At 69.1% G+C, this 20270-nt stretch carries 17 protein-coding genes and 2 tRNA genes; 11 read left to right on the top strand and 8 right to left on the bottom strand.

Annotation, left to right across the window (positions count from 1 at the left end; genetic code table 11):
* Positions 1-284 precede the first annotated feature (284 nt).
* The 3 genes from ACZ3HL_RS01470 to ACZ3HL_RS01480 all read left to right on the top strand — a co-directional run bounded on the left by ACZ3HL_RS01470 (position 285) and on the right by ACZ3HL_RS01480 (position 2277).
* Entirely contained in the window at positions 285-779 is a 495-nt protein-coding gene (locus ACZ3HL_RS01470) for an HNH endonuclease (RefSeq protein WP_007034711.1), read from the top strand.
* A 771-nt stretch (positions 780-1550) separates the two neighbouring features.
* The gene (gene ctaJ, locus ACZ3HL_RS01475; RefSeq protein WP_034313897.1) at positions 1551-1808 is read left to right on the top strand and encodes an aa3-type cytochrome oxidase subunit CtaJ; all 258 of its coding nucleotides are present in this window, start codon (positions 1551-1553) and stop codon (positions 1806-1808) included.
* Complete coding sequence (locus ACZ3HL_RS01480) at positions 1795-2277, top strand: DUF5130 family protein (protein WP_465416531.1); 483 nt, start codon at positions 1795-1797, stop codon at positions 2275-2277. Before ctaJ ends, ACZ3HL_RS01480 begins: the two co-directional genes overlap by 14 nt.
* 70 nt (positions 2278-2347) lie before the next feature.
* Here ACZ3HL_RS01480 and pepN read toward each other — a convergent pair whose 3' ends face one another.
* On the bottom strand, positions 2348-4921 hold the full coding sequence (gene pepN, locus ACZ3HL_RS01485) for an aminopeptidase N (protein WP_465416529.1): 2574 nt from the start codon (positions 4919-4921) through the stop codon (positions 2348-2350).
* A 169-nt stretch (positions 4922-5090) separates the two neighbouring features.
* On the opposite strand from pepN, the gene ACZ3HL_RS01490 reads away from it, so the two are divergent.
* Positions 5091-5711: a mycothiol-dependent nitroreductase Rv2466c family protein gene (locus tag ACZ3HL_RS01490; protein ID WP_465416527.1), complete on the top strand. Its 621-nt coding sequence runs from the start codon at positions 5091-5093 to the stop codon at positions 5709-5711.
* On the opposite strand, the gene ACZ3HL_RS01495 is transcribed toward ACZ3HL_RS01490, so the two are convergent.
* Positions 5708-6511 (bottom strand): MBL fold metallo-hydrolase, encoded by an 804-nt coding sequence (locus tag ACZ3HL_RS01495; protein WP_465528080.1) that lies wholly within the window; start codon positions 6509-6511, stop codon positions 5708-5710. The two genes, ACZ3HL_RS01490 and ACZ3HL_RS01495, sit on opposite strands and share 4 nt — an antisense overlap.
* A complete protein-coding gene (locus tag ACZ3HL_RS01500; RefSeq protein ID WP_465528082.1) occupies positions 6508-7227 on the bottom strand; it encodes a 2-phosphosulfolactate phosphatase in 720 nt (239 codons plus the stop codon). Before ACZ3HL_RS01500 ends, ACZ3HL_RS01495 begins: the two co-directional genes overlap by 4 nt.
* A gap of 45 nt (positions 7228-7272) precedes the next feature.
* On the opposite strand from ACZ3HL_RS01500, the gene ACZ3HL_RS01505 reads away from it, so the two are divergent.
* On the top strand, positions 7273-7746 hold the full coding sequence (locus ACZ3HL_RS01505) for a ribose-5-phosphate isomerase (protein WP_007034718.1): 474 nt from the start codon (positions 7273-7275) through the stop codon (positions 7744-7746).
* Between the two features lies 1 nt (position 7747).
* Positions 7748-8557 carry an Fpg/Nei family DNA glycosylase gene (locus ACZ3HL_RS01510; RefSeq protein ID WP_465416518.1) on the top strand — a complete coding sequence of 270 codons (810 nt, stop codon included), beginning with the start codon at positions 7748-7750 and terminating at the stop codon, positions 8555-8557.
* 224 nt (positions 8558-8781) lie between these two features.
* Here ACZ3HL_RS01510 and ACZ3HL_RS01515 read toward each other — a convergent pair whose 3' ends face one another.
* Positions 8782-9555, bottom strand: coding sequence for a hypothetical protein (locus ACZ3HL_RS01515; protein WP_465416516.1), 774 nt, complete (start codon positions 9553-9555; stop codon positions 8782-8784).
* Between the two features lie 111 nt (positions 9556-9666).
* Between ACZ3HL_RS01515 and ACZ3HL_RS01520 the strand changes: the two genes are divergently transcribed.
* Genes ACZ3HL_RS01520 through ACZ3HL_RS01530 form a run of 3 tightly spaced genes read left to right on the top strand, consistent with a single transcriptional unit; the run spans position 9667 to position 12780 of the window.
* Positions 9667-10542, top strand: coding sequence for a TIGR03619 family F420-dependent LLM class oxidoreductase (locus ACZ3HL_RS01520; protein WP_257488385.1), 876 nt, complete (start codon positions 9667-9669; stop codon positions 10540-10542).
* A 3-nt stretch (positions 10543-10545) separates the two neighbouring features.
* Positions 10546-10992, top strand: a complete 447-nt coding sequence (locus ACZ3HL_RS01525; RefSeq protein ID WP_465416512.1) for a nuclear transport factor 2 family protein — start codon at positions 10546-10548, stop codon at positions 10990-10992.
* A gap of 21 nt (positions 10993-11013) precedes the next feature.
* Entirely contained in the window at positions 11014-12780 is a 1767-nt protein-coding gene (locus tag ACZ3HL_RS01530; RefSeq protein WP_465528084.1) for a M48 family metallopeptidase, read from the top strand.
* On the opposite strand, the gene ACZ3HL_RS01535 is transcribed toward ACZ3HL_RS01530, so the two are convergent.
* The gene (locus ACZ3HL_RS01535) at positions 12773-13990 is read right to left on the bottom strand and encodes an RNA polymerase sigma factor (protein WP_465528086.1); all 1218 of its coding nucleotides are present in this window, start codon (positions 13988-13990) and stop codon (positions 12773-12775) included. The two genes, ACZ3HL_RS01530 and ACZ3HL_RS01535, sit on opposite strands and share 8 nt — an antisense overlap.
* A 38-nt stretch (positions 13991-14028) precedes the next feature.
* The gene (locus ACZ3HL_RS01540; RefSeq protein WP_465528088.1) at positions 14029-14469 is read right to left on the bottom strand and encodes a GNAT family N-acetyltransferase; all 441 of its coding nucleotides are present in this window, start codon (positions 14467-14469) and stop codon (positions 14029-14031) included.
* A gap of 222 nt (positions 14470-14691) precedes the next feature.
* Here ACZ3HL_RS01540 and ACZ3HL_RS01545 point away from each other — a divergent pair, with 222 nt between their 5' ends.
* Complete coding sequence (locus ACZ3HL_RS01545) at positions 14692-15084, top strand: hypothetical protein (RefSeq protein ID WP_465528090.1); 393 nt, start codon at positions 14692-14694, stop codon at positions 15082-15084.
* A gap of 61 nt (positions 15085-15145) precedes the next feature.
* Here the strand turns inward: ACZ3HL_RS01545 and ACZ3HL_RS01550 are convergent.
* A tRNA-Pro gene (locus ACZ3HL_RS01550) sits at positions 15146-15222 on the bottom strand.
* 84 nt (positions 15223-15306) lie between these two features.
* Here ACZ3HL_RS01550 and ACZ3HL_RS01555 point away from each other — a divergent pair.
* Positions 15307-15380 (top strand) — tRNA-Gly (locus tag ACZ3HL_RS01555).
* Positions 15381-15491: 111 nt separating this feature from the next.
* Here ACZ3HL_RS01555 and ACZ3HL_RS01560 read toward each other — a convergent pair.
* On the bottom strand, positions 15492-20186 hold the full coding sequence (locus ACZ3HL_RS01560) for a HAMP domain-containing protein (RefSeq protein ID WP_465416501.1): 4695 nt from the start codon (positions 20184-20186) through the stop codon (positions 15492-15494).
* Positions 20187-20270 lie beyond the last annotated feature (84 nt).

Here is a 20270-nt window from a genome sequence, read left to right on the forward strand (position 1 = left end):
GCTGATCTGTGGTCGACTATGCCTGCACCGGTGGAGGTGGTCGAGTGCCAGACCGACAACCCATCCCCCTCGGCGTCCCGAGCCAAGCCGTGGCCGGACAGGCGCCGGAGGTCGTGTTGCGCGCCCATCCGGGAGGTGCCCCCTCGCACGGGGCTCCACCGGGCGGGCCGGGAACGCGGCCAGGGGGTGTTGCCCGCCCGCCCGGACAGCGTAGAGGGCGGGACCCGTCGACCACGGCGGTACCCACTACGACCACGGGGTCGTCATGGGGCCGCAGACGGGTATTGCTGTTGAACGCCACGTTCGAGCCGCTCACGGCGCTGCCGTTGCGGCGCGCGGTGGTCCTCGTGATGTGCGGCAAGGCCGAGGTGGTGCACGGAGACCCGGCGGGGCTCGAACTGCACGCCGCCACGGTCTCGCTGCCCGTGCCTTCGGTGATCCGGCTGAGCACCTACGTGCGCGTGCCCTACCGCGCGCAGGTGCCGCTGACCCGGGCCGGGCTGATGCACCGCGACCGGTACCGCTGCGCCTACTGCGGAGGGCGGGCCGAGACGATCGACCACGTCGTACCGCGCAGTCGTGGTGGTCCCCACAGCTGGACGAACTGTGTCGCCTGTTGCGCCAAGTGCAACCACCGGAAGGCGGACAAGCTGCTTTCCGAGATCGGCTGGCGTCTGCGCGTCGTGCCGAGGGCCCCGCACGGGCCGCACTGGCGGCTGCTCGCGCATTCGAAGGAGGCCGACCCGTTGTGGCGGCCGTACCTGGGCACCGCGGCCTGACCGGTTCCAGGACACGTCGGCGCCCCGGCTGCCTTTCGGCGGCCGGGGCGAGCCGATGATGCCGTGGTGGAGCTCGTTACGAGTACGCCGTCCCCTACAGCCGGTCGTGCCCGGACTCAGGCGGCGAGGGAGAAGTCGCTCTGGCAGGTGACACGGGTGCCACGGGTGACGCGAGTTCCTCGGGTGACCCGGGTGCCGCAGGTGACGCGGGTTCCGGCCGTCACGCGGGTGCCGCGAGTGACGCGCGTTCCGCGGGTGACCCGAGTGCCGGCGGTGACACGGGTGCCCCGGGTGACGCGCGTTCCACGGGTGACGCGGGTGCCGGCGGTGACCCGCGTACCGCGAGTGACACGAGTACCGCGCGTAACCCGTGTGCCCGCCGTCACACGCGTACCGGGGACGAATCCAATTTCGAAGAGTGACGAAATGTCGTCGATGATCGCCTGGCCGGGTGTCTGGGTGCTCTGCATGACATGTCCTCCTGCGACCGGTGCGTTACCTGCTGGGGTGGGGGAGCTGGGCGCAAGGCCCGTACAGGTGAAAAAGCTACGAGGATTTCAAGGCCGCGACAAGGCGACAGCGCCGGGTGCGGCCGCCCGTACGTTGAGTTGCAACCTTTCGGCCTTGCGGGCTTCGGCCCAACGTGGGAGCGCTTTCGCGGCAAGCGGCGGACGGACCCCTCCGGACGACGAGCGGTAGGTGTCGCGGCGCACGGCCGTGCGAGCGAGTGCGGCCGCGCGACGGCGATCCGGGTCGGATACGCTCACGCGCGTGAACCTTGTCGAGACGATCCTGGTCTTCGCGGTGATCCCCTTGGTCATCTACGCGCTGTGCGGGGTGGCCACGCTGCGGTCGAAGGGCGCGGGCGTCGCCCGGTACCGGCCGGGGCAGCCGTGGGAGTACCCGGCCATGTGGTGGAGCGCCAACCCCGACGGGGTCGGCGCCAGGCATTCGCACGCGGGCGGCGCGACCGCCGTCGGTGCGGCGGACGGAGCTTCGGTGACGGGAGGCGCTCGTGGCAACTGGTGAACTGACCCATTCGTCCACCGCTGTTGACGAAGAGCCCGGTTACGGCGCCGCCGTTACTTCCAGCGGCCGGATTTCCGCCGCCAAGATGTACGAACCGGCTGGTCCGAACAGCCCATTCACCACCCAGCAGCTTGCCCGGCTGGACGAGGCGCTGACGCTGGCCAGCCGCGAGACCGGCCTGGACTTCAGCGTGTACCTCGGCGACCTCGGCGAGGACACCCGCGTCACCGCCGAGGGCCTGCTGGCCTCGACCGACAACCCGGCCGACGGTGTCGTCATCGCCGTGTCGCCCGGGCAGCGCGTCATCGAGATCGTGACGGGCTCGATGGCCCGGCACCGCCTGCCCGACCGCGGCGCGAAGCTCGCCGTGGCCAGCATGGTCGCCTCCTTCAAGGAGGGCGACCTCATCGGCGGTCTCGTGAACGCCCTCCGCATGCTGAGCGACCAGGCGGGCGCTCCGCAGCACTGACGCTTTACGCCGTGAAGGCCTCCTTCCCTACCTTGAGAGTAGGGAAGGAGGCCTTCACGGCGTTACGGGACTAGACCCCGGCCTGGGAGTCGAACTCACGGGCGGCCAGCGCCCGCACGATCCCGGCCCGGCCTTCCGACACGAGACGGCGCAGCGCCGCCGGGTGCTCCCCGGCCAGCCACTCGTCCGACGCCTCCACCGTCGACGGCTCGACGGCCCACGACGGGTACAGCCCGACCACGGTCGGCTGCGCCCGCTCGCTGGAGCGCCGCTGCCACACCTCGTCGATGACCTCGAAGTAGCGCGTCACGTAGCCGCCGAGCAGGTGCTTCTGGCCCGGGTGGGAGAAGCCGGTGATGAGCGAGTCGCTGACCGCGTTGGGCAGCTCGTCGTCGTACACCGCCCGCTGCCACGCGTCGGCCTTCGCTTCGGCGGTCGGCCGCAGCGCCCGCGAGCGCTCCGCCTGGCGCCGTCCGGCGGCGGTGTCGTCCTTGGCGAGTTCCGCGTCGATCTCCGGGTTCTCCGCCTTGCCGTGCGCGACCAGCGCGTGCAGCAGGCGCCAGCGCAGGTCGGTGTCGACGGTGAGACCTTCCAGCGGCGCGGTGCCGTCGAGCCAGCCGGCGATGATCTGCAGCGTCTTGTCGTCGAGCACGCAACCGGCGAGCGAGTTCACGAACGCCAGCTGGTGGTCGGAACCGGCCTCGGCGCCCTGCGCCAGCTCCAAGAGCCGGGCGGAGAACTCCGGCCAGCCCTTGTCCGCCGCCCACTCCGGCTTCGCGTACGAGTTCAGCGCCGTCTGCGCCTGCAGGAGCAGCCGCTGCACCACGCCGACCTCGGTCTCGGTGTGCACGCCGCGCTGGACCAGGGTGACGAAGTCGCGCGCCTTGAGCTCGGCCTCGCGCGTCATCTCCCACGCCGCCGACCAGCACAGCGTGCGGGGCAGCGGTTCGGTGATGTCGGCGATGCGGTCGATCAACGTGGTCAGCGACGCCGGGTCGAGCCGCATCGTGCAGTAGGTCAGGTCGTCGTCGTTGACCAGCACGAGCTTGCCAGCCGGCAGACCGACCAGCGCCGGCACCTCGGTGCGCTCGCCGTCCACGTCGAGCTCGACGCGGTGCTTGCGGACGATCTTGCCGTTCTCGTCCTCGTCGTAGACGCCGACCGCGACGCGGTGCGTGCGCAGCTCACCGGCGCCCGGCTTGGCACCGGTCTGGGTGACGGCGAACGCGGTGTACGTGCCGTCGGCGCCGACCTCGTAACGCGGGCTCAGCGAGTTGAGACCGGTGGTCTCCAGCCACTGCGCGCTCCACCACGACAGGTCGCGGCCCGAGGCCTCTTCCAGCGCGCCCAGCAGGTCCGCCAGGGTCGCGTTGCCCCAGGCGTGCTTGCCGAAGTAGACCTTGAGGCCTTCGAGGAAGTGCTCCAGCCCGACGTAGGCGACGAGCTGCTTGAGCACGCTCGCGCCCTTGGCGTAGGTGATGCCGTCGAAGTTCACCTCGACCGCGTGCAGGTCGACGATGTCCGCCGCGATCGGGTGCGTCGAGGGCAGCTGGTCCTGCCGGTACGCCCACGACTTCTCGATGTTCGCGAAGCTGGTCCACGCGTTCTTGTACTCGGTGGCCTCGGCCTGGGCCAGCACGCTCGCGAAGGTCGCGAACGACTCGTTCAGCCACAGGTCGTCCCACCAGCGCATGGTGACCAGGTCGCCGAACCACATGTGCGCCATCTCGTGCAGCAGCGTCTCGGCGCGGCGCTCGTAGGCGTAGCGGGTGACGCGGCTGCGGAAGACGTAGTCCTCCAGGAAGGTGACCGCGCCGGCGTTCTCCATCGCGCCCGCGTTGAACTCCGGCACGAACAGCTGGTCGTACTTCGAGAACGGGTACGGGGTGGCGAACTTCTCGTGGTAGAAGGCGAAACCCTGCTTGGTCTCGGTGAACAGCTTGTCCGCGTCCATATGCTCGGCGAGCGAGGCGCGGCAGTAGATGCCCAGCGGGATCGTGCGGTGGGAGTCGGTGAACTCGTCGCGCCACTCGCTGTACGGGCCCGCGATCAGCGCGACCAGGTAGGTCGAGATCCGCTCGGACACCTTGAACACGGTGCGGACGGCCCCTTCCGGGGTCTCCTCGGTCGATTCGACCAGCGCGTTCGAAATGACCTTCCAGTCCTTCGGCGCGAGCACGGTGAGCCGGTAGACCGACTTGAGGTCGGGCTGGTCGAAGCAGGCGAACATCCGCTTCGCGTCCGCGGTCTCGAACTGCGTGTAGAGGTAGACGCCGTCGTCGACCGGGTCGACGAACCGGTGCAGGCCCTCGCCGGTGTTCATGTACCGGCAGACCGCGTCCACGACGAGCTCGTTCGACTCGGCGAGCGCGGGAAGCTCGACGCCCTTGTCCTCGACATACCCGCTGACGTCGAGTTCCGTCCCGTTGAGGACGGCGGACTCGATCCCCTCGGCGACGATGTCGACCCACGACGCTTCGCCGCTTCTGGCGCTCGCGAATTTGATCGTCGTCTTCGACGTGAAGGTCTTCTCACCGGGACCGCCGCGGCCGTCGGTCAGATCCAGCTCGATGTCGTAGGACTCGACGTCGAGCAGCTCCGCGCGCAGCTTGGCTTGGTCTCGGGTCAGGTTGGGGGCGGGCACTGGCACCTCTGGTCATCGGTATCGGTTTTGGTTTCCAACTACAGGCATCCAATCATGTCGGGGCCCGTGCTGACGACGGGAACAACGCCGACGGCCGCGATGTTGGCTCGCTGTGTAGCACCCTGTGTGTGTACCGGCCCGCCCAAGACGATGGCACTGGGAGAACCTGATGACCGCCCCGTCCGAGAAGACCAAGGTCGACTTCTACTTCGACCCGATCTGCCCCTTCGCCTGGATCAGCTCGCGCTGGATCCTCGAGGTGGAGAAGCACCGCGACCTCGACCTGAGGTTCCGGATCATGAGCCTGTCCGAGCTCAACAGCGGCCGCGAGGACCTGCCTGAGCAGTACAAGGAGCTGCTGAGCCGCGGCTGGGGCCCCGTCCGAGTCGCCACCGCGCTGGCGCAGAAGAACGGCGAGGAGGCCCTGCGGGACTTCTACACGGAGTTCGGCACGCGCCACCACAACCAGGGCGACAAGGACATCCCGAAGGTCATCAAGGAGACCCTCGAAGCCATCGGCGCGCCGGCCGAGCTGGCCGACGCCGCGGAGTCGGCCGAGTACGACGAAGCGCTCAAAAAGAGTCACTACGAAGGTATGAATCCGGTCGGAATGGACGTCGGCACCCCGACCATCCACATCGACGGCGTCGCCTTCTTCGGCCCGGTGCTCAGCTCGATCCCGCGTGGCGAGGACGCCGTCAAGGTCTTCGACGGCGCCCGCGCGCTGGCGAGCTACCCGGACTTCTTCGAGCTGAAGCGCACCCGGTCCGGTGAGCTGAACTTCGACTAAGGGGTTTCCAGGGCGGCCTTGGTGACATCGCCGGGGTAGGGGGACCTCGCGACGGCTTCGTCCGTCGTGAGGTCCCCCGCCGCGATCCTGGCCTTGAGTGAGACGAGTTCGCGCAGCCCATCGCGGTGCTTCTCGATGAAGGCGGTGTCGACGGGGTCCCCGTGGCCGGCGACGATGATCTTCGGCTCCAGCGCGAGGATCGCGTCCATCACGCCCTGCCATTCGGCCAGGAAGCTGCCGTCGTTGAAGGAGAAGGCGCTGAAGCCGGCTTCGGCGTTCTCGACGGCGTCGCCCGCGTAGAGCACGCCCGCGTCGGGCACGTGCACGAACAGGTCGTGATCCGTATGGGCCCGGCCGAGGAACCGCAGCACGGCGGTGCGGCCGCCGAGCTCGATCTCGGCGGTGCCGGTGACCGGCTTGTCCGGCAGGGTGATCTCGGTGCGCTCCAGCGCCTCCGCCATCTCCGGCCGGTTTTCGCCGAGGTAGTGCTGGATCCACTTGCGCCGCGCGCCCTCGCCGTAGGTGGTCAGCTCGGCGAGGCACGCTTCGTGTGCCCAGACGTCGCACGGCAGGAACGCCGTCGTGCCGAAGGCGTGGTCGAAATGCGCGTGGGTGTAGACGACCGACCACGGCAGCGGCGTGATCTCCCGGACCGCCGCGGCCAGTTCGGCGCCCTGCTCGACGTCACCGCGGACGTCGACGACCAGACAGCGCTCACCGCCCACGACGAGGCCCACGGTCAGGTCCAGCTCCTCGTAACGGCGGGCGTACACGCCGTCCGCGAGTTCGAGCCAAGTCACGAATCCTCCAGAATTCCGTTGCGCAGCACGGGAACCGTGCCGCTGGTGTCTCGCATCGCGGCGAGTGTCACGTCGTTCGCGTGCCCGGCCGAGGCGAGCTCACGCCCTGACGAACACTCTGTCAGTGCTTCGGTGATGTCGATCGCTTTCGCCGCGATGGCGGCGAGACGGGCTTCGGCGGACAGGCGGCCGTAGCCGTCCAGCGCCGCGACGATCGCTCCCGCGCCGAGCTGGTCTTCGACGCACGGCCTCAGCGGTCCGAACGTGGTGGTTTCGGTGTGGATGCCGATGCCCCAGCGTTCCCCGGCCGGGATGACGCCGATCGGGCGTCCGTCCGCGAGCTCGGCCGCGCGGGCGGCGACGGCGGTCGCGTTGCGCAGACATCCCGCCACCACATGGGCACCGGTCGTGGCGGCGGCGTCGCACAGCGTGGCGCCATTGGGTGAGGGGAGCGCCAGAAGTGTTCCGGAAGGGATTTGCGTCACAGACGAAGGACGCAAGGTCCATTCGCTTTCACACGCGAGGATGGCGCCGCGCGCTTTCGCGGCCTCCTCACCGCGGTGGTCGCGCCAGCGGACCGGTAACACGCGGCCACCGTTTCCCAGCACGAGATCCGTTGTGGTGCAGAAGGAAAGCACATCGACGATGACGAGGACGGCGCAGTCCGCGCCCAAGGCGGCGACGCCCTCGCTTCCCCATTCGAGTCTGATGTCCACCCCCACAGCATGCTCGCCCCGGAACGTGATGGCAGACTCCGCGCTGTGCGTGTTTACCTTGGCTCCGACCATGCCGGTTTCGAACTGAAGAACCACCTCGTGGCCCACCTCAAGGAGCAGGGCCACGACGTCGAGGACGTCGGCCCCTTCGTCTACGACGCGGCCGACGACTACCCCGCTTTCTGCATCGAGGCGGCCCGCCGTGTCGTCGCGGACGAGGGCAGCCTCGGCATCGTCGTCGGCGGCTCCGGCAACGGCGAGCAGATCGCGGCCAACAAGGTGAAGGGCGCTCGCGCCGGTCTCGCGTGGAGCGTCGAGACCGCGAAGCTCACCCGTGAGCACAACCACGCCCAGCTGATCGGCGTGGGCGCGCGGATGCACACCACCGAAGAGGCCACGGAGATCGTCGAGGCGTTCCTCGCGACCCCGCCGAGCCCGGACGAGCGCCACGGCCGCCGCGTCCAGCAGATCCTGGACTACGAGAACACCGGCTGGCCGCCGCCGCTGCCCGAGCACTGACATGCCCGAGGGGCACACGCTCCATCGCCTGGCACGTCTGCACAAACGCCGGTTCGCCGGGCACCCGGTCGAAATGAGCAGTCCGCAAGGACGGTTCGCCGCCGAAGCGTCCCGTTTGGACGGCCGCGTGCTGGTGAAGGCCGAGGCGTACGGGAAGCACCTGTTCCACGACTACGGTCCACACGGGACGGTGCACGTCCACCTCGGCCTCTACGGCACGTTCTCCGACGTGCCGCTGCCCGCTCCGGAGCCGGTGGGGCAGGTGCGGATGCGGCTGGCCGGTCCGACCCATTTCGCCGATCTGCGCGGCCCGACCCGGTGCGAACTCCTGGACGCGCCCCAGGCCGACGCGATCAAAGCGCGGCTCGGCCCGGATCCGCTGCGCCGCGACGCGAAGCCGGACCAGGCTTGGGAGCGGATCTCGCGGTCGAAGACGTCGATCGCGGCACTGCTGATGGACCAGTCGGTGCTGGCGGGCGTCGGCAACGTGTACCGCGCCGAGGTGCTGTTCCGGCACGGTGTCGCCCCGCTCGTCCCGGGCCGCGCGCTCGATCGCGGGCTGTGGGACGACATGTGGGCGGATCTCGTGACGCTCATGCGGCACGGTGTCCGGGTGGGACGGATCGACACGGTCGCGCCCGAGCATCTGCCCGAGGTCACCGGTCGCGCGCCGCGGCAGGACCGGCACGGGGGCGAGGTCTACGTCTACCGTCGCGAGGGGATGCCTTGTCTCGTATGCGGGACGGCGGTGCTGCGGAGCGACCTGGCGGCGCGGAACCTCTTCTGGTGCCCGACCTGCCAGCCCGCCTGACCACCTCTCGACGCGCCCGTCTGCGGCCGGACCAGGCTGCGGCTGATCGGCCGCCCGTTCGTCAGCGTTGCGAAAGCCACTTTCGCAACGCTGAAGGTTGCGAAAGTGGCTTTCGCAACGTGCCGTGGGTGGCCTAAGCGCCCGAAACCGGCCCCGAACGCTGTGAAAGGTCCTTTCCTTGCAGATTTCGCAAGGAAAGGACCTTTCACAGCGCTTGGAGAGGGCTAGAAGTCGAAGCCTCCGCCGTCGAAGCCGCCACCATCGAAGCCGCCGCCGTCGAACCCACCGGCGTCCCCGCCCATGTCTCCGCCCGCGTCGCCGCCGGCATCACCGGCGCCGGCGTCCTCCTGGCCCGCGTCATAGCCCGATTCCCAGGCCGACGCGCTCGCGATCCCCGCCATACCGGAGAACATCGCGCTGAACAGCAGCATCGAACCGAGCCCCCAGGCACCGGCGACGAGCGCGGGCTTCCACCACGGCTCGCTGTACCAGCCCTGCGGCACCGGACGGCCCGCCACACGGCCACCGGGGTAGTAGTGCGGCGTGCGCTGGCTCGGGTCCGGCGAAGCCTCGTAGTGCTCGCCCTCGACGTCGACCGAGCGGTACTCGGTGACCTTGCCCGCCCGATCGCGCTCTTCGCTGCCGGGCAGTTCCGGACCGGGGTCCATGCCCATCGCGAGGCGCGCCGCACGGACGTAGTAGAGCCCTTCGATGGCGGTCTCGCGCACCAGGCGAGCCTGTTCCACCGTCTGCGCCTGCTCCATCTGGGAGCCCGCCGCGGTGAAGCGTTCGGACGCGTCGGCCATCGCCTGCTGGGAGGCGGTGTCCGTGCCGGTGAGGTTCATGACCTGACCGCCCAGTCGTTCGACGAGGCGCCGTGCGTCCGCCTTCGCGTCGTCCAGCTGGCGCTTCTTGGCCGCCGCCTGGGATTTCGCGAAGTAGATGCCGCCGCCGACCACGACGGCGAGGAGCACGATCAGGAAGATCGCGGTGCCCATGGGTTCACTCCAGGAATCGTTCGGCCTTTGCCCGGATCAACGCGGGGGACCCGCCGGGGGTTCCCCGCGCGCACTGGCGGGCGAAACTAGAACGCGTTATAGTTCGGCTCCATGAAGTTCACCCTGTCGATCGCGATGAACCCGCTCGATCAGCTGGGCGAGCTCGCCCGGGCCGCCGAAGAGGCGGGTTTCTCCTCGATCGCGCTCCCGGATTCCCTGTTCTATTCCGAAACGGTCTCGGCCGACTATCCGTACACGCCCGACGGCAGTCGCTTCTGGACCGAGGAGACGCCCTGGGCGGATCCGCTGGTCGCGGCCGCGTCGATGGGCGCGGTCACCGAACGGCTCACCTTCTACACCTCCGTGCTCAAACTGGGCTCCCGTAACCCGGTCCTGCTAGCCCGCCAGGTCAACTCGGTGGCGGCGCTGACCGGCGGCCGCTTCGGGCTCGGGCTCGGCGTCGGCTGGTCGCCGGAGGAGTTCCGCTGGTGCGGCGCGCCGTACGAGAAGCGCGGCAAGCGCGTGGACGAGGCCATCGAGGTGCTGCGCCTGATCCTCGACGGCGGGATGGTCGAGTTCCACGGCGAGTTCTTCGACTTCGACAAGCTCCGCATGAGCCCGACACCGCCGTCGCGGGTGCCGTTCTACATCGGCGGGCACACCGACGTGGCGCTGCGCCGGGCCGCGCGAGTCGCCGACGGCTGGTCTTCGGCGATGATGAAGTTCGACGATCTCCGCGACACGATCGCCAAGCTGCGAGGGCTGCTGGCCGACCAGGGCCGCGCCGACGATCCCTTCGAGTACCAGGCCGTCTGCATCGACAAGTTCGGTCTCGACGGCTACCGCGAACAGGGTGACATCGGCGTCACCGACATCATCACCATGCCGTGGGTGTTCGACGGCCTCGGTTTCGACGCCGAAGTCGGCCCGAAGCTGGATTCCATCAAGAAGTTCGGCGACGAGATCATCGCGAAGATCGGAGACTGAACCATGGGTGTCGACGTCTGCTGGGATCCGGCCACCGAGCAGCCGCCCGCGCGCCGGGCCGCTTTCCGCTCGATGACCGCCGTCACCGCCGGGGACAAGGCCGCCTGGCTCGCGCTTTTCGCCGGGGACGCCGTCGTCGAGGACCCCATCGGCCCGTCGATGTTCGACGAGGAGGGCAAGGGCCACCACGGACAGGACGGGATCAGCGCCTTCTGGGACAAGACGATCGCGAACGTCGAACGCTTCCAGTTCACCATCCGCGATTCGCACGCGGCCGGTGACGAGGTCGCGAACGTCGGCACCATCACGACGTACCTGCCCGGTGGCTACCGCGTCGACACCGACGGCGTGTTCGTCTACCGGGTGCGCGAGGACGGGCTGATCGTGTCGATGCGCGCGTTCTGGGAGACCGAGCGCGCCATGGCCACGGCCAGGAAGGCCGACGAGTGACACGCGGGTAGGTTCCACGCCATGCGGATCGGTGTGGTCAAGGTCGTGTTCCTGGTGGTGGGGTTCTACGCCTTGGACACGCTGGTCTTCCTTCTGCTCGCCTTCGGCGGAGGCTTCCTGCTGGCCGGGATCGACAACGTCCCGCTGTTCATCCTCGCCGGGCTCGGCCTGGGCTTGCTGTTCGGCGCCGGGGTCGTGGCGCTCCTGCCGATGCGCCCGGTGCCCTTCGTGCCGAAAGGGGTTCCGCTCTACCGCGACGACGCCCCCGGGTTGTGGGCGACCCTCACCGAACTGGCGGAGACGATCGGCACCCGGCCGCCGGATCAGGTGTGGCTCACCGCCGGGCCGGGGGCGTCGGTGGTCGAAGAGGCGCGGCTGTTCGGGCTGAAACCCGGTCGCCGGTTCCTGTCGATCGGTCTTCCGACGCTCCAAGCGTTCACCCGCGCACAGGCGCGCGCCGTGCTGGCACACGAGTTCGCCCACTACGCGCAGCTCGACGGCCGGACCAGCGTGACCGGCTATCGCTCCCACGTCGCCGCCGCGCGGATGCTCGACCGCTTTCCCCGAAGCACGGTCAACCCGCTGGCGTGGCTGTTCCGCGGCTACGCCCGGCTGTTCGTCCTCACCCAGCGGGTGGCGAGCCGCCGTCGTGAGTACGGGGCCGACCAGGTCATGGGCCGGATCGCCGGAAGGTCCGCCGCGCATTCGGCGTTGCGGCTGCACGCGCGGCTCGGCGAGGAGTGGACGCGGTATCTGAGCGTCCACGTCGGACCCGGCGCGGACGTCGGGATGGCCCCAGACGACGTCTACGGCGGCTTCGCCGGAATGCTCGAAGCACGGCGCGAACGGCTGGCCACCGTCGACGAGCCGATCCGGCTCCCCTCGCGCTGGGACACCCACCCGCCGACGACGGAACGGTTGTGGGCCTTGGACACCGCACCCGAAAGGTCCGATGTGGACGATCGTCCGGCACTGGGCCTGCTCGCCGACCCCGGCCGATCCGCCGCCCGGCTCGAGGAGGCGTCGTTCGACTTCGGTGAGTGCCGTCGTCTCCCCTGGGACACGTATCCGCGTGAGGTGGCACTGGCGCGGCTGAAGGTCGACGCCGAGGCCGCGTACCGGGCCATCGCGCGGGCGTCGGGGCAGCCGGGTGGAAGCCTCGAAGCGCTGCTCACGGTGCCGGGAGCGGATGTCCCGGAGGACGGGCTCACGGCCGCCGTCGTGCTGGCCGCGTTGGACGCGGGCACGATGCGGTTCGTGCACCGGTGGGACGACGAACCGGATTTCGTCCTCGCCGACGGTTCTTTCCTGGACTTCGACCTCGTCGAGGATCTGCTGATCGGCGAACCCGAGCACGCCGCGCGCGCCCGTGCGGCACTGGCGCGGCTGGGTATCGACCCGGCGGCCGCGAACGGCGGGACGGAGCGGCTGTCACCGGGTGAGGCCCCGGTGATCGGCGGGCTGGCGAGCGTGAAGTTCGACGACCGGCCCGGCCATCTGGTCATCACCGAACGCGGCCTGATCTTCTCGCCCGACCCGGAGGCCGGGGCCGGCTCCGGGAAGGACGCACTGCTCGCGCTGATGGCGCAGGCACCGTTCGCGGTCGCCGCGCGGGCCGGCGCGGTCTGGTTGCCGTACGAGGAGATCTCACACGTGGAGAAGCGACGCGACATCCCGCTCAAGGCGACCGTGACCCGCTACGACGGCGTCGAACACCGGATCCACTCTGTCTACACCGGTTACGTCCACGAGAAGTCGCACGAGACGATCCTCGGGGTGCTCAGGTGAGCCGCTCCGCGCGCCGTGCCAGGTATCGCTTCTCGGGTTCACTCGCGGTTCTGCCGGCGGCCCGGAGGTAGGCCGCGCGCGCGGCGACGGTGTCCCCGGCCAGTTCCAGCAGGTGCCCGCGGACGGAGTCGAGCCGGTGCGTCTGGTTCATCCGGCTGTCGTCGTCGAGTGTCGCCAGCAGTTCGAGGCCCGCTTCCGGCCCGTTGACCTCGGCGACCGCGACGGCGCGGTTGAGCGTGACGACCGGACCGGGCGAGACCTTTTCGAGGACGTCGTAGAGCGCGAGGATCTGGGGCCAGTCCGTGCCGGCCGCGGTGGCCGCCTCGGAGTGGACGGCGGCGATCGCGGCCTGCACCTGGTACGGCCCGACCGGGCCCGCCGCCAAGGCCTCGCTCACCAGCGAAACCCCTTCGGCGATCATCTCCGCGTTCCAGCGCGAACGGTCCTGCTCGGCGAGGGGGACGAGCGAGCCGTCCTCACCGGCGCGGGCGGCGCGGCGGGCATCGGTCAGCAGCATGAGCGCCAGCAGGCCGGTGACCTCGTCCTCGTCCGGCATCAGCCGCCGGAGCAACCGGGTCAACCGGATCGCTTCGGCGGTCAGATCCGCACGGTGCAGGTCGGGGCCGCCGCTGGTCGTGTAGCCCTCGTTGAAGATCAGGTACAAAACCTGGAGGACGACACGAAGCCGTCCGGCCAGTTCCCCGGCGGGCGGCAGGACGAACTCGGCGCCCGCCTTCTTGATGGTCTGTTTCGCCCGGCTGATCCGCTGGGCCAGCGTCGATTCCGGAACCAGGAAAGCGGTCGCGATCTCGCCCGTGGTCAGCCCGCCGACAGCGCGCAGGGTGAGCGCGAGTTGCGACGGCGGGGACAGGGATGGGTGGCAGCACAGGAAAAGAACGGTGAGCGTGTCGTCCGAATCGGCCACAGTGGACGGACCGGCGAGGTCCATCAGCGCGTCGTTCTCCTCGCGCCGCCGTCGTGCGCTCTCGCTGCGCCACTCGTCCACCAGCCGCCGCGAAGCGACCGTCGCGAGCCAGGACTTCGGACTGTCCGGGACGCCCTGCTCCGGCCATTGCTGCGCGGCCGCGAGCAGGGCTTCCTGGACGGCGTCCTCGCAGGCGTCGAACTGCCCGTGCTTGCGCACCAGCAACCCGATGACCTGCGGGGCCAGCTCCCGCAGGAGCGCTTCCACCTGACGATCGTCCTTCACGACGCCAGTCTTACCGCATTCAGTCCTCCGTGAGCCGGTCAGGCGGTCAACCGGCGGACGAACCGGGCGCTGTGCTCGCAGCGGTCCTCGTATCCCCGCGCGCGATAGAACGCGTGCGCGCCGGTCCGGTGGCGGGAACTGGAGACCTCCATGGTGTGGCAGCCCAGGCGCAGCGCCTCCGCCTCGGCCGCGGCGACCAGCTCGCGTCCGATGCCCGAACCTCGCCGGGTCTCGTCCACCACCAAGGCCACGATCCGCCCGACCGAACCCGGCCGTTCGAGCAGCGGGATCGCGACCACCGCGACGACACCGACCACCTTGCCGTCCTCCTCCGCGACGAACGCGGCACCTTCGGGATGACGGGCCCAGCGTTCGAGCCGTCCACGCACGTCGGTCTCGTTGTTGTCCGGGTAGCCCAGCTCGGTGAGGAGCGCGGTCACGGCAGGGGCGTCGGTGGTGGTGGCGTGGCGTATCTCCATGATCGCCATCCTGCCCGCACAGGCGACGGCCGACGAGTAGCGGCGAGCCGGAACAGGTAGTTCGAAGGTGCGGCGTTCACCGACCTTGGCACACTGAACCATATGGCGGTGACTCAGCAACTCGTTCGCATTCCGGCCACGCGGCTCGCAGCCTGTCGGTCGGTCGAAGCGCTGCACGAGCTCTGCTCCTTCTCTTCGGCTCCGGCTGGGGACCACCTCGACATGGATTGGTGGCCTTCCACCCTGAAACGGGTTTGGGCGCTCACCGGAGCCGACGGCCGGACCTTGGCACGGCTGCGGCGTTGTTTCGAAGGTGCGGAAGAAGTCAACCCGGCCTACCGGGATCATCCCGAGACGATCTGGGAACACCCGGTGACCGCCTTGGAGCCACCGCAGGTCGGCGAGGTCGCCGAAGCGTTGTTCGCCGTGACACCCGATGCGGTCCGCGCCGTCATGCTGTCGGACTCGGGCCGGATCGAGACCGAACTGGGCAAGGACGCGCTGGCTCTGGGCGATGATCAGGCCGGACAACTGGCTCGGGAACACACCGTCCTGCGCGACTTCTACGAGGAAGCCGCCCGCCGTCGGCTGGCGGTCGTGCTGTGGTGGGACTGAACGTTCCGACGTCGCCTAGCGGGGGTACAGAAAAGGCCGGACCCGCAGGTCCGGCCCCATCTGGTCGGGATGACAGGATTTGAACCTGCGACCCTCCGCTCCCAAAGCGGATGCGCTACCAAGCTGCGCCACATCCCGTGACTTCCCCGGTCTCCCGGGGGGTGTGCGCACAGCCTAGCGGGTCACGCTAAGCTGTTTTCGCACCCGGTACTCCGGGGGCACGCGGGTGTAGCTCAATGGTAGAGCCCTAGTCTTCCAAACTAGCTACGCGGGTTCGATTCCCGTCACCCGCTCCACAGCTCCACAAAAGAACCCGCAGGCGCCTGGCCTGCGGGTTCTGTCGTTTGATGAGGGATTTGGGACGCTCAACGTCCCAAATCCCTCATCAACGGCGCCGGAGCCCCTGCTCAGTCCGTGCCGGTTTCCGACGAGTCCGACGGCGTCACGGCCTGCGAGAGGCCGCTGGACGCGGCATCGGCCTCCAGGTGCGCGGCGATCAGGTCCAGCAGCTTGTCCGTGTCGACGGGCTTGGTCACGTAGTCGTCCGCGCCCGAAGCGAGCGTCCGCGCCTTGTCTTCCGCGGTCGCCTTCGCCGTGACGGCGATCACGGGCAGGTCTTCGTGCGCGGCCTCCGCGCGGATGGCGGTGATGGTGGCGTTGCCGTCCAGTTCCGGCATCATCACGTCCATCAGGACGAGCGCGGTGTCCTCGTGCCGTTCCAGCGCCCGGATGCCGGCGACGCCGGTTTCGGCGTAGATGACCTCCAGCCCGTTGCGTTCCAGCACGGCGGCCAGCGCGAAGACGTTCCGGAGGTCGTCGTCGACGATCAGGATCTTCTCCCCGTGGAACCGTTGTGACGGCGTCACCGGGATCACCTGCGGCACCGCCATGATCAGCGGGACACCGCTCGCCGCGGCGGTGGTCGGCACGACCAGGTTCGACGCGCTCACCGGCAGGTACAGCGTGAACGTGCTGCCCTTGCCGGGTTCGCTGCGGACGCGCAGTTCGCCGCCGAGCAGTTCGGTCAGTTGCTGGCTGATCGACAGGCCCAGCCCGGTGCCGCCGTATTTGCGGCTGGTGGTGCCGTCGGCCTGGCGGAACGCGTCGAAGATGATCGCGAGTTTGTCCGGCGCGATCCCGATCCCGGTGTCCTCGACGGCGAACGCGAGGACACCGGGGGCGTTGCGGAGCGAGTCGGCTTCGACCTCGCCCGGATCGGCCATCCGGATGTGCAGGCGCACGCCGCCCTCGTCGGTGAACTTCGCCGCGTTGGACAGCAGGTTCCGCAGCACCTGCTGTACGCGGTGTTCGTCGGTGTGGATCGACGAGGGCACCGGCGGGTCGATCAGGACGGCGAACTCCAGGCCCTTATCCGAGGTGAGTGGACGGCAGATCGATTCGACGTATTCGACCACCTCGGGCAGCGTGACGTCGGACATCTGCAGGTCGAGGTGTCCGGCCTCGACCTTGGCCATGTCGAGGATGTCGTTGATCAGCTGCTGCAGGTCGCTGCCCGCCGAGTAGATCGTCCGCGCGAACTGGATCTGCTTCTCCGACAGATTCCCGTCCGGGTTCTCCGAAAGCAGTTTCGCGAGGATCAGCGCGCTGTTGAGCGGAGTCCGCAGTTCGTGCGACATGTTCGCCATGAACTCGGATTTGTACTGCGACGCCATGGTCAGCTGCCCGGCACGCTCTTCGAGCTCCTGCCGCGCCTGCTCGATCTCGCTGTTCTTGACCTCGATGTCGCGGTTCTGCTGCGCGAGCAGCGCCGCCTTCTCCGCCAGATCCGTGTTGGACCGGCGCAGTTCCCGTTGCTGCGCCTGCAATTGCTCGGACCGGGCGCGCAATTCCTGTGCCAGGCGCTGGGATTCGGTCAGCAGCGCCTCGGTGCGCGAGTTCGACTGGATGGTGCTGACGTTGACCGCGATGGTCTCCTTCAGCTGCTCCAGCAGGTCGATGTGGACGGTGCTGAAGGCGTTGATGGTCGCCAGTTCCAGCACGCCGAGCACCTCACCCTGGAACAGCACCGGCAGCACGATCACGTTCACCGGCGCGGCCGAGCCGAGCCCGGAGGAGATGAGCGCGTACTCCGGCGGGGCTTCGTGGACCAGTATCGTGCGCCGGTCGACGGCGGCCTGCCCGATGAGCGACTCGCCGGGGGAGAACCGCAGCCCGGTCTGGGATTTCGCCAGCCCGTAGGTCGCGATGCTCTCCAGGACCACCTCTTCCTGCTCGTCTTCGCGGGCGAGGAAGAACGCGCCCTGCTGCGCGGAAACGAGCGGCGTCAGCTCGGAGAGGATCAGCGACGCCACCGACGCGAGATCGCGGTGCCCCTGCATGAGCGCGGACAGCCTGGCCAGGTTGGTCTTGAGCCAGTCCTGCTCGCGGTTCGCGCGGGTGGTCTCCTTCAGGTTCGCGATCATCTGGTTGATGTTGTCCTTGAGCTCGGCCACCTCCCCGGACGCGTCGACGGTGATGTGCCGGGTCAGATCGCCCGCGGTCACCGCGGTGGCCACCTGCGCGATCGCCCGCACCTGGGTGGTCAGGTTCCCGGCCAGCTGGTTCACGCTTTCGGTCAGCCGCGACCACGTGCCCGCGACCCCGGGCACCTCCGCCTGACCACCGAGCGTGCCGTCCGTGCCGACCTCGCGGGCGACACGGGTGACTTCGGAGGCGAAGGCCGAGAGCTGGTCGACCATCGTGTTGATGGTGGTCTTGAGTTCGAGGATCTCGCCGCGCGCGTCGATGTCGATCTTCTTCGACAGATCGCCCTGCGCCACCGCGGTGGTCACCGTCGCGATGCTCCGCACCTGGCCGGTCAGGTTGTCGGCCATGACGTTCACGTTGTCCGTCAACGCCTTCCACGTGCCCGCCACGTTCGGCACGCGGGCCTGGCCGCCGAGGATGCCTTCCGTACCCACCTCGCGGGCGACGCGGGTGACCTCGTCGGCGAACGCGCGCAGCGTCTCGACCATGCTGTTGATCGTCTCGGCGAGGACCGCGACCTCGCCCTGCGCGTCGATCGAGATCTTCTTCGACAGGTCGCCGTTCGCCACCGCGGTGGTCACCGTCGCGATGCTCCGCACCTGGTCGGTGAGGTTGGTGGCCATGACGTTGACGTTGTCCGTCAGGTCCTTCCAGGTCCCGGCGACGCCGCGCACCTGCGCCTGGCCGCCGAGCTTGCCCTCGGTGCCGACTTCGCGGGACACCCGGGTGACTTCGTCGGCGAACGCCGACAGCTGGTCGACCATGATGTTGACGGTGTTCTTGAGCTCCAGGATCTCGCCGCGCGCGTCGACGATGATCTTCTGGGTCAGGTCGCCCTTCGCGACGGCGGTGGTCACCTGAGCGATGTTCCGCACCTGGTCGGTCAGGTTCTTCGCCATGAAGTTGACGTTGTCGGTGAGGTCCTTCCAGGTCCCGGCCACGCCGGGCACCTGCGCCTGACCGCCGAGCCGCCCGTCGCTGCCGACCTCGCGGGCGACACGGGTGACCTCGTCCGCGAACGCCGACAGCTGATCCACCATGGTGTTCAGCGTGTTCTTGAGTTCGAGGATCTCGCCCTTGGCGTCGACGGCGATCTTCTGCGACAGGTCGCCCTTCGCCACCGCCGTCGCCACCTGGGCGATGTTCCGGACCTGCGCGGTGAGGTTGTTCGCCATGAAGTTGACCGACCCGGTGAGGTCGCGCCAGGTCCCGGCGACGCCCGGCACCTGCGCCTGACCGCCGAGCTGACCTTCCGTGCCGACCTCGCGGGCGACCCGCGTGACCTCGTCGGCGAACGACGAGAGCTGGTCGACCATCGTGTTGACGGTCGTCTTCAGTTCGAGGATCTCGCCGCGCGCGTCGACCGTGATCTTCTGGGTCAGGTCGCCCTTCGCCACCGCGGTGGTGACCTGGGCGATGTTGCGGACCTGGTCGGTCAGGTTGTCCGCCATCTGGTTCACCGAGTCGGTGAGCCCGCGCCAGGTGCCCGCCACGCCCGGCACGGTCGCCTGGCCGCCGAGACGGCCTTCGCTGCCGACCTCGCGCGCCACCCGCGTGACCTCGTCCGCGAACGAGGACAGCTGGTCGACCATCGTGTTCAGGGTGTTCTTGAGTTCGAGGATCTCGCCCTTGGCGTCGACGTTGATCTTCTGGGACAGGTCGCCCTGCGCGACCGCGGTCGCCACCTGGGCGATGTTGCGGACCTGGTCGGTCAGGTTGTCGGCCATCAGGTTCACCGAGTCGGTGAGGTCGCGCCATGTGCCCGCCGCGCCGGGGACCTGCGCCTGGCCGCCGAGACGGCCTTCGCTACCCACCTCGCGCGACACCCGGGTCACTTCGTCGGCGAACGACGAGAGCTGGTCGACCATGATGTTGACGGTGTTCTTGAGCTCCAGGATCTCGCCGCGCGCGTCGACGTTGATCTTCTGGGTCAGGTCGCCCCTGGCCACCGCGGTGGTCACCTGGGCGATGTTGCGCACCTGGTCGGTCAGGTTGCTGGCCATGACGTTGACGTTGTCGGTGAGATCACGCCAGGTGCCCGCCACGCCCGGAACCTCGGCCTGGCCGCCGAGCCGTCCTTCGGTGGCGATCTCGCGGGCCACTCTGGTGACCTCGGTCGCGAACCGCGAAAGCTGCTTGATCAGCCCGTTGACCGTCTTCGCGACTTCGGCGAATTGACCCTGCAGCGGCCGCCCGCCGACTTCCAGGGGCATCGGCTCGGACAGATCGCCCTCGGCGACCGCCCCGAGAACCCGGTTGAGCTCGGCCGTGGGCCTGCTCACGTCCTCGATCAGGCCGTTGACGACGTCGACCGCGGTGGCCCAGCCGCCGGGGCCGATCTCGGCCGCCACCCGCTCGGTCAGCCTGCCTTCCTTGCCGACCGCCTCGCGGACACGCAGGAGTTCGGTCACCAGTCGCTGGTTCCGTTCGGCGATGTCGTTGAAGGCGCCCGCGAGCTGGGCCGCGAGCCCGTCGCCGTGCGCCACGAGCCGCCGCCGGAAGTTGCCGTCCCCGAGGTCACGAGCCGCCGCGAGGAGGCGTTCCAGGGTGGCTTCGTCCACCTGGCCGCCACCACCTTCCACGGGGATCCGGTCCCTTTGGGAGTGCTGTGTCATCTGTGTCGACCCTCTCCACCACGCATGCCAAGCCATGGTCGTCGCATCAGCGTGCCATGATTCGACCTACACTTCGAGCCAGTC

The sequence above is a fragment of the Amycolatopsis sp. NPDC000009 genome, assembly GCF_055563465.1.

Bases quoted from the DNA above. Each gene is read 5' to 3' on its own strand.
- ACZ3HL_RS01490 (WP_465416527.1), top strand. From the start codon at position 5,091: ATGACCGCCCCGTCCGAGAAGACCAAGGTCGACTTCTACTTCGACCCG.
- ACZ3HL_RS01510 (WP_465416518.1), top strand. From the start codon at position 7,748: ATGCCCGAGGGGCACACGCTCCATCGCCTGGCACGTCTGCACAAACGC.
- ACZ3HL_RS01515 (WP_465416516.1), bottom strand. From the start codon at position 9,555: ATGGGCACCGCGATCTTCCTGATCGTGCTCCTCGCCGTCGTGGTCGGC.
- ACZ3HL_RS01520 (WP_257488385.1), top strand. From the start codon at position 9,667: ATGAAGTTCACCCTGTCGATCGCGATGAACCCGCTCGATCAGCTGGGC.
- ACZ3HL_RS01525 (WP_465416512.1), top strand. From the start codon at position 10,546: ATGGGTGTCGACGTCTGCTGGGATCCGGCCACCGAGCAGCCGCCCGCG.
- ACZ3HL_RS01530 (WP_465528084.1), top strand. From the start codon at position 11,014: ATGCGGATCGGTGTGGTCAAGGTCGTGTTCCTGGTGGTGGGGTTCTAC.
- ACZ3HL_RS01540 (WP_465528088.1), bottom strand. From the start codon at position 14,469: ATGGAGATACGCCACGCCACCACCACCGACGCCCCTGCCGTGACCGCG.
- ACZ3HL_RS01545 (WP_465528090.1), top strand. From the start codon at position 14,692: ATGGATTGGTGGCCTTCCACCCTGAAACGGGTTTGGGCGCTCACCGGA.
- ACZ3HL_RS01560 (WP_465416501.1), bottom strand. From the start codon at position 20,186: ATGACACAGCACTCCCAAAGGGACCGGATCCCCGTGGAAGGTGGTGGC.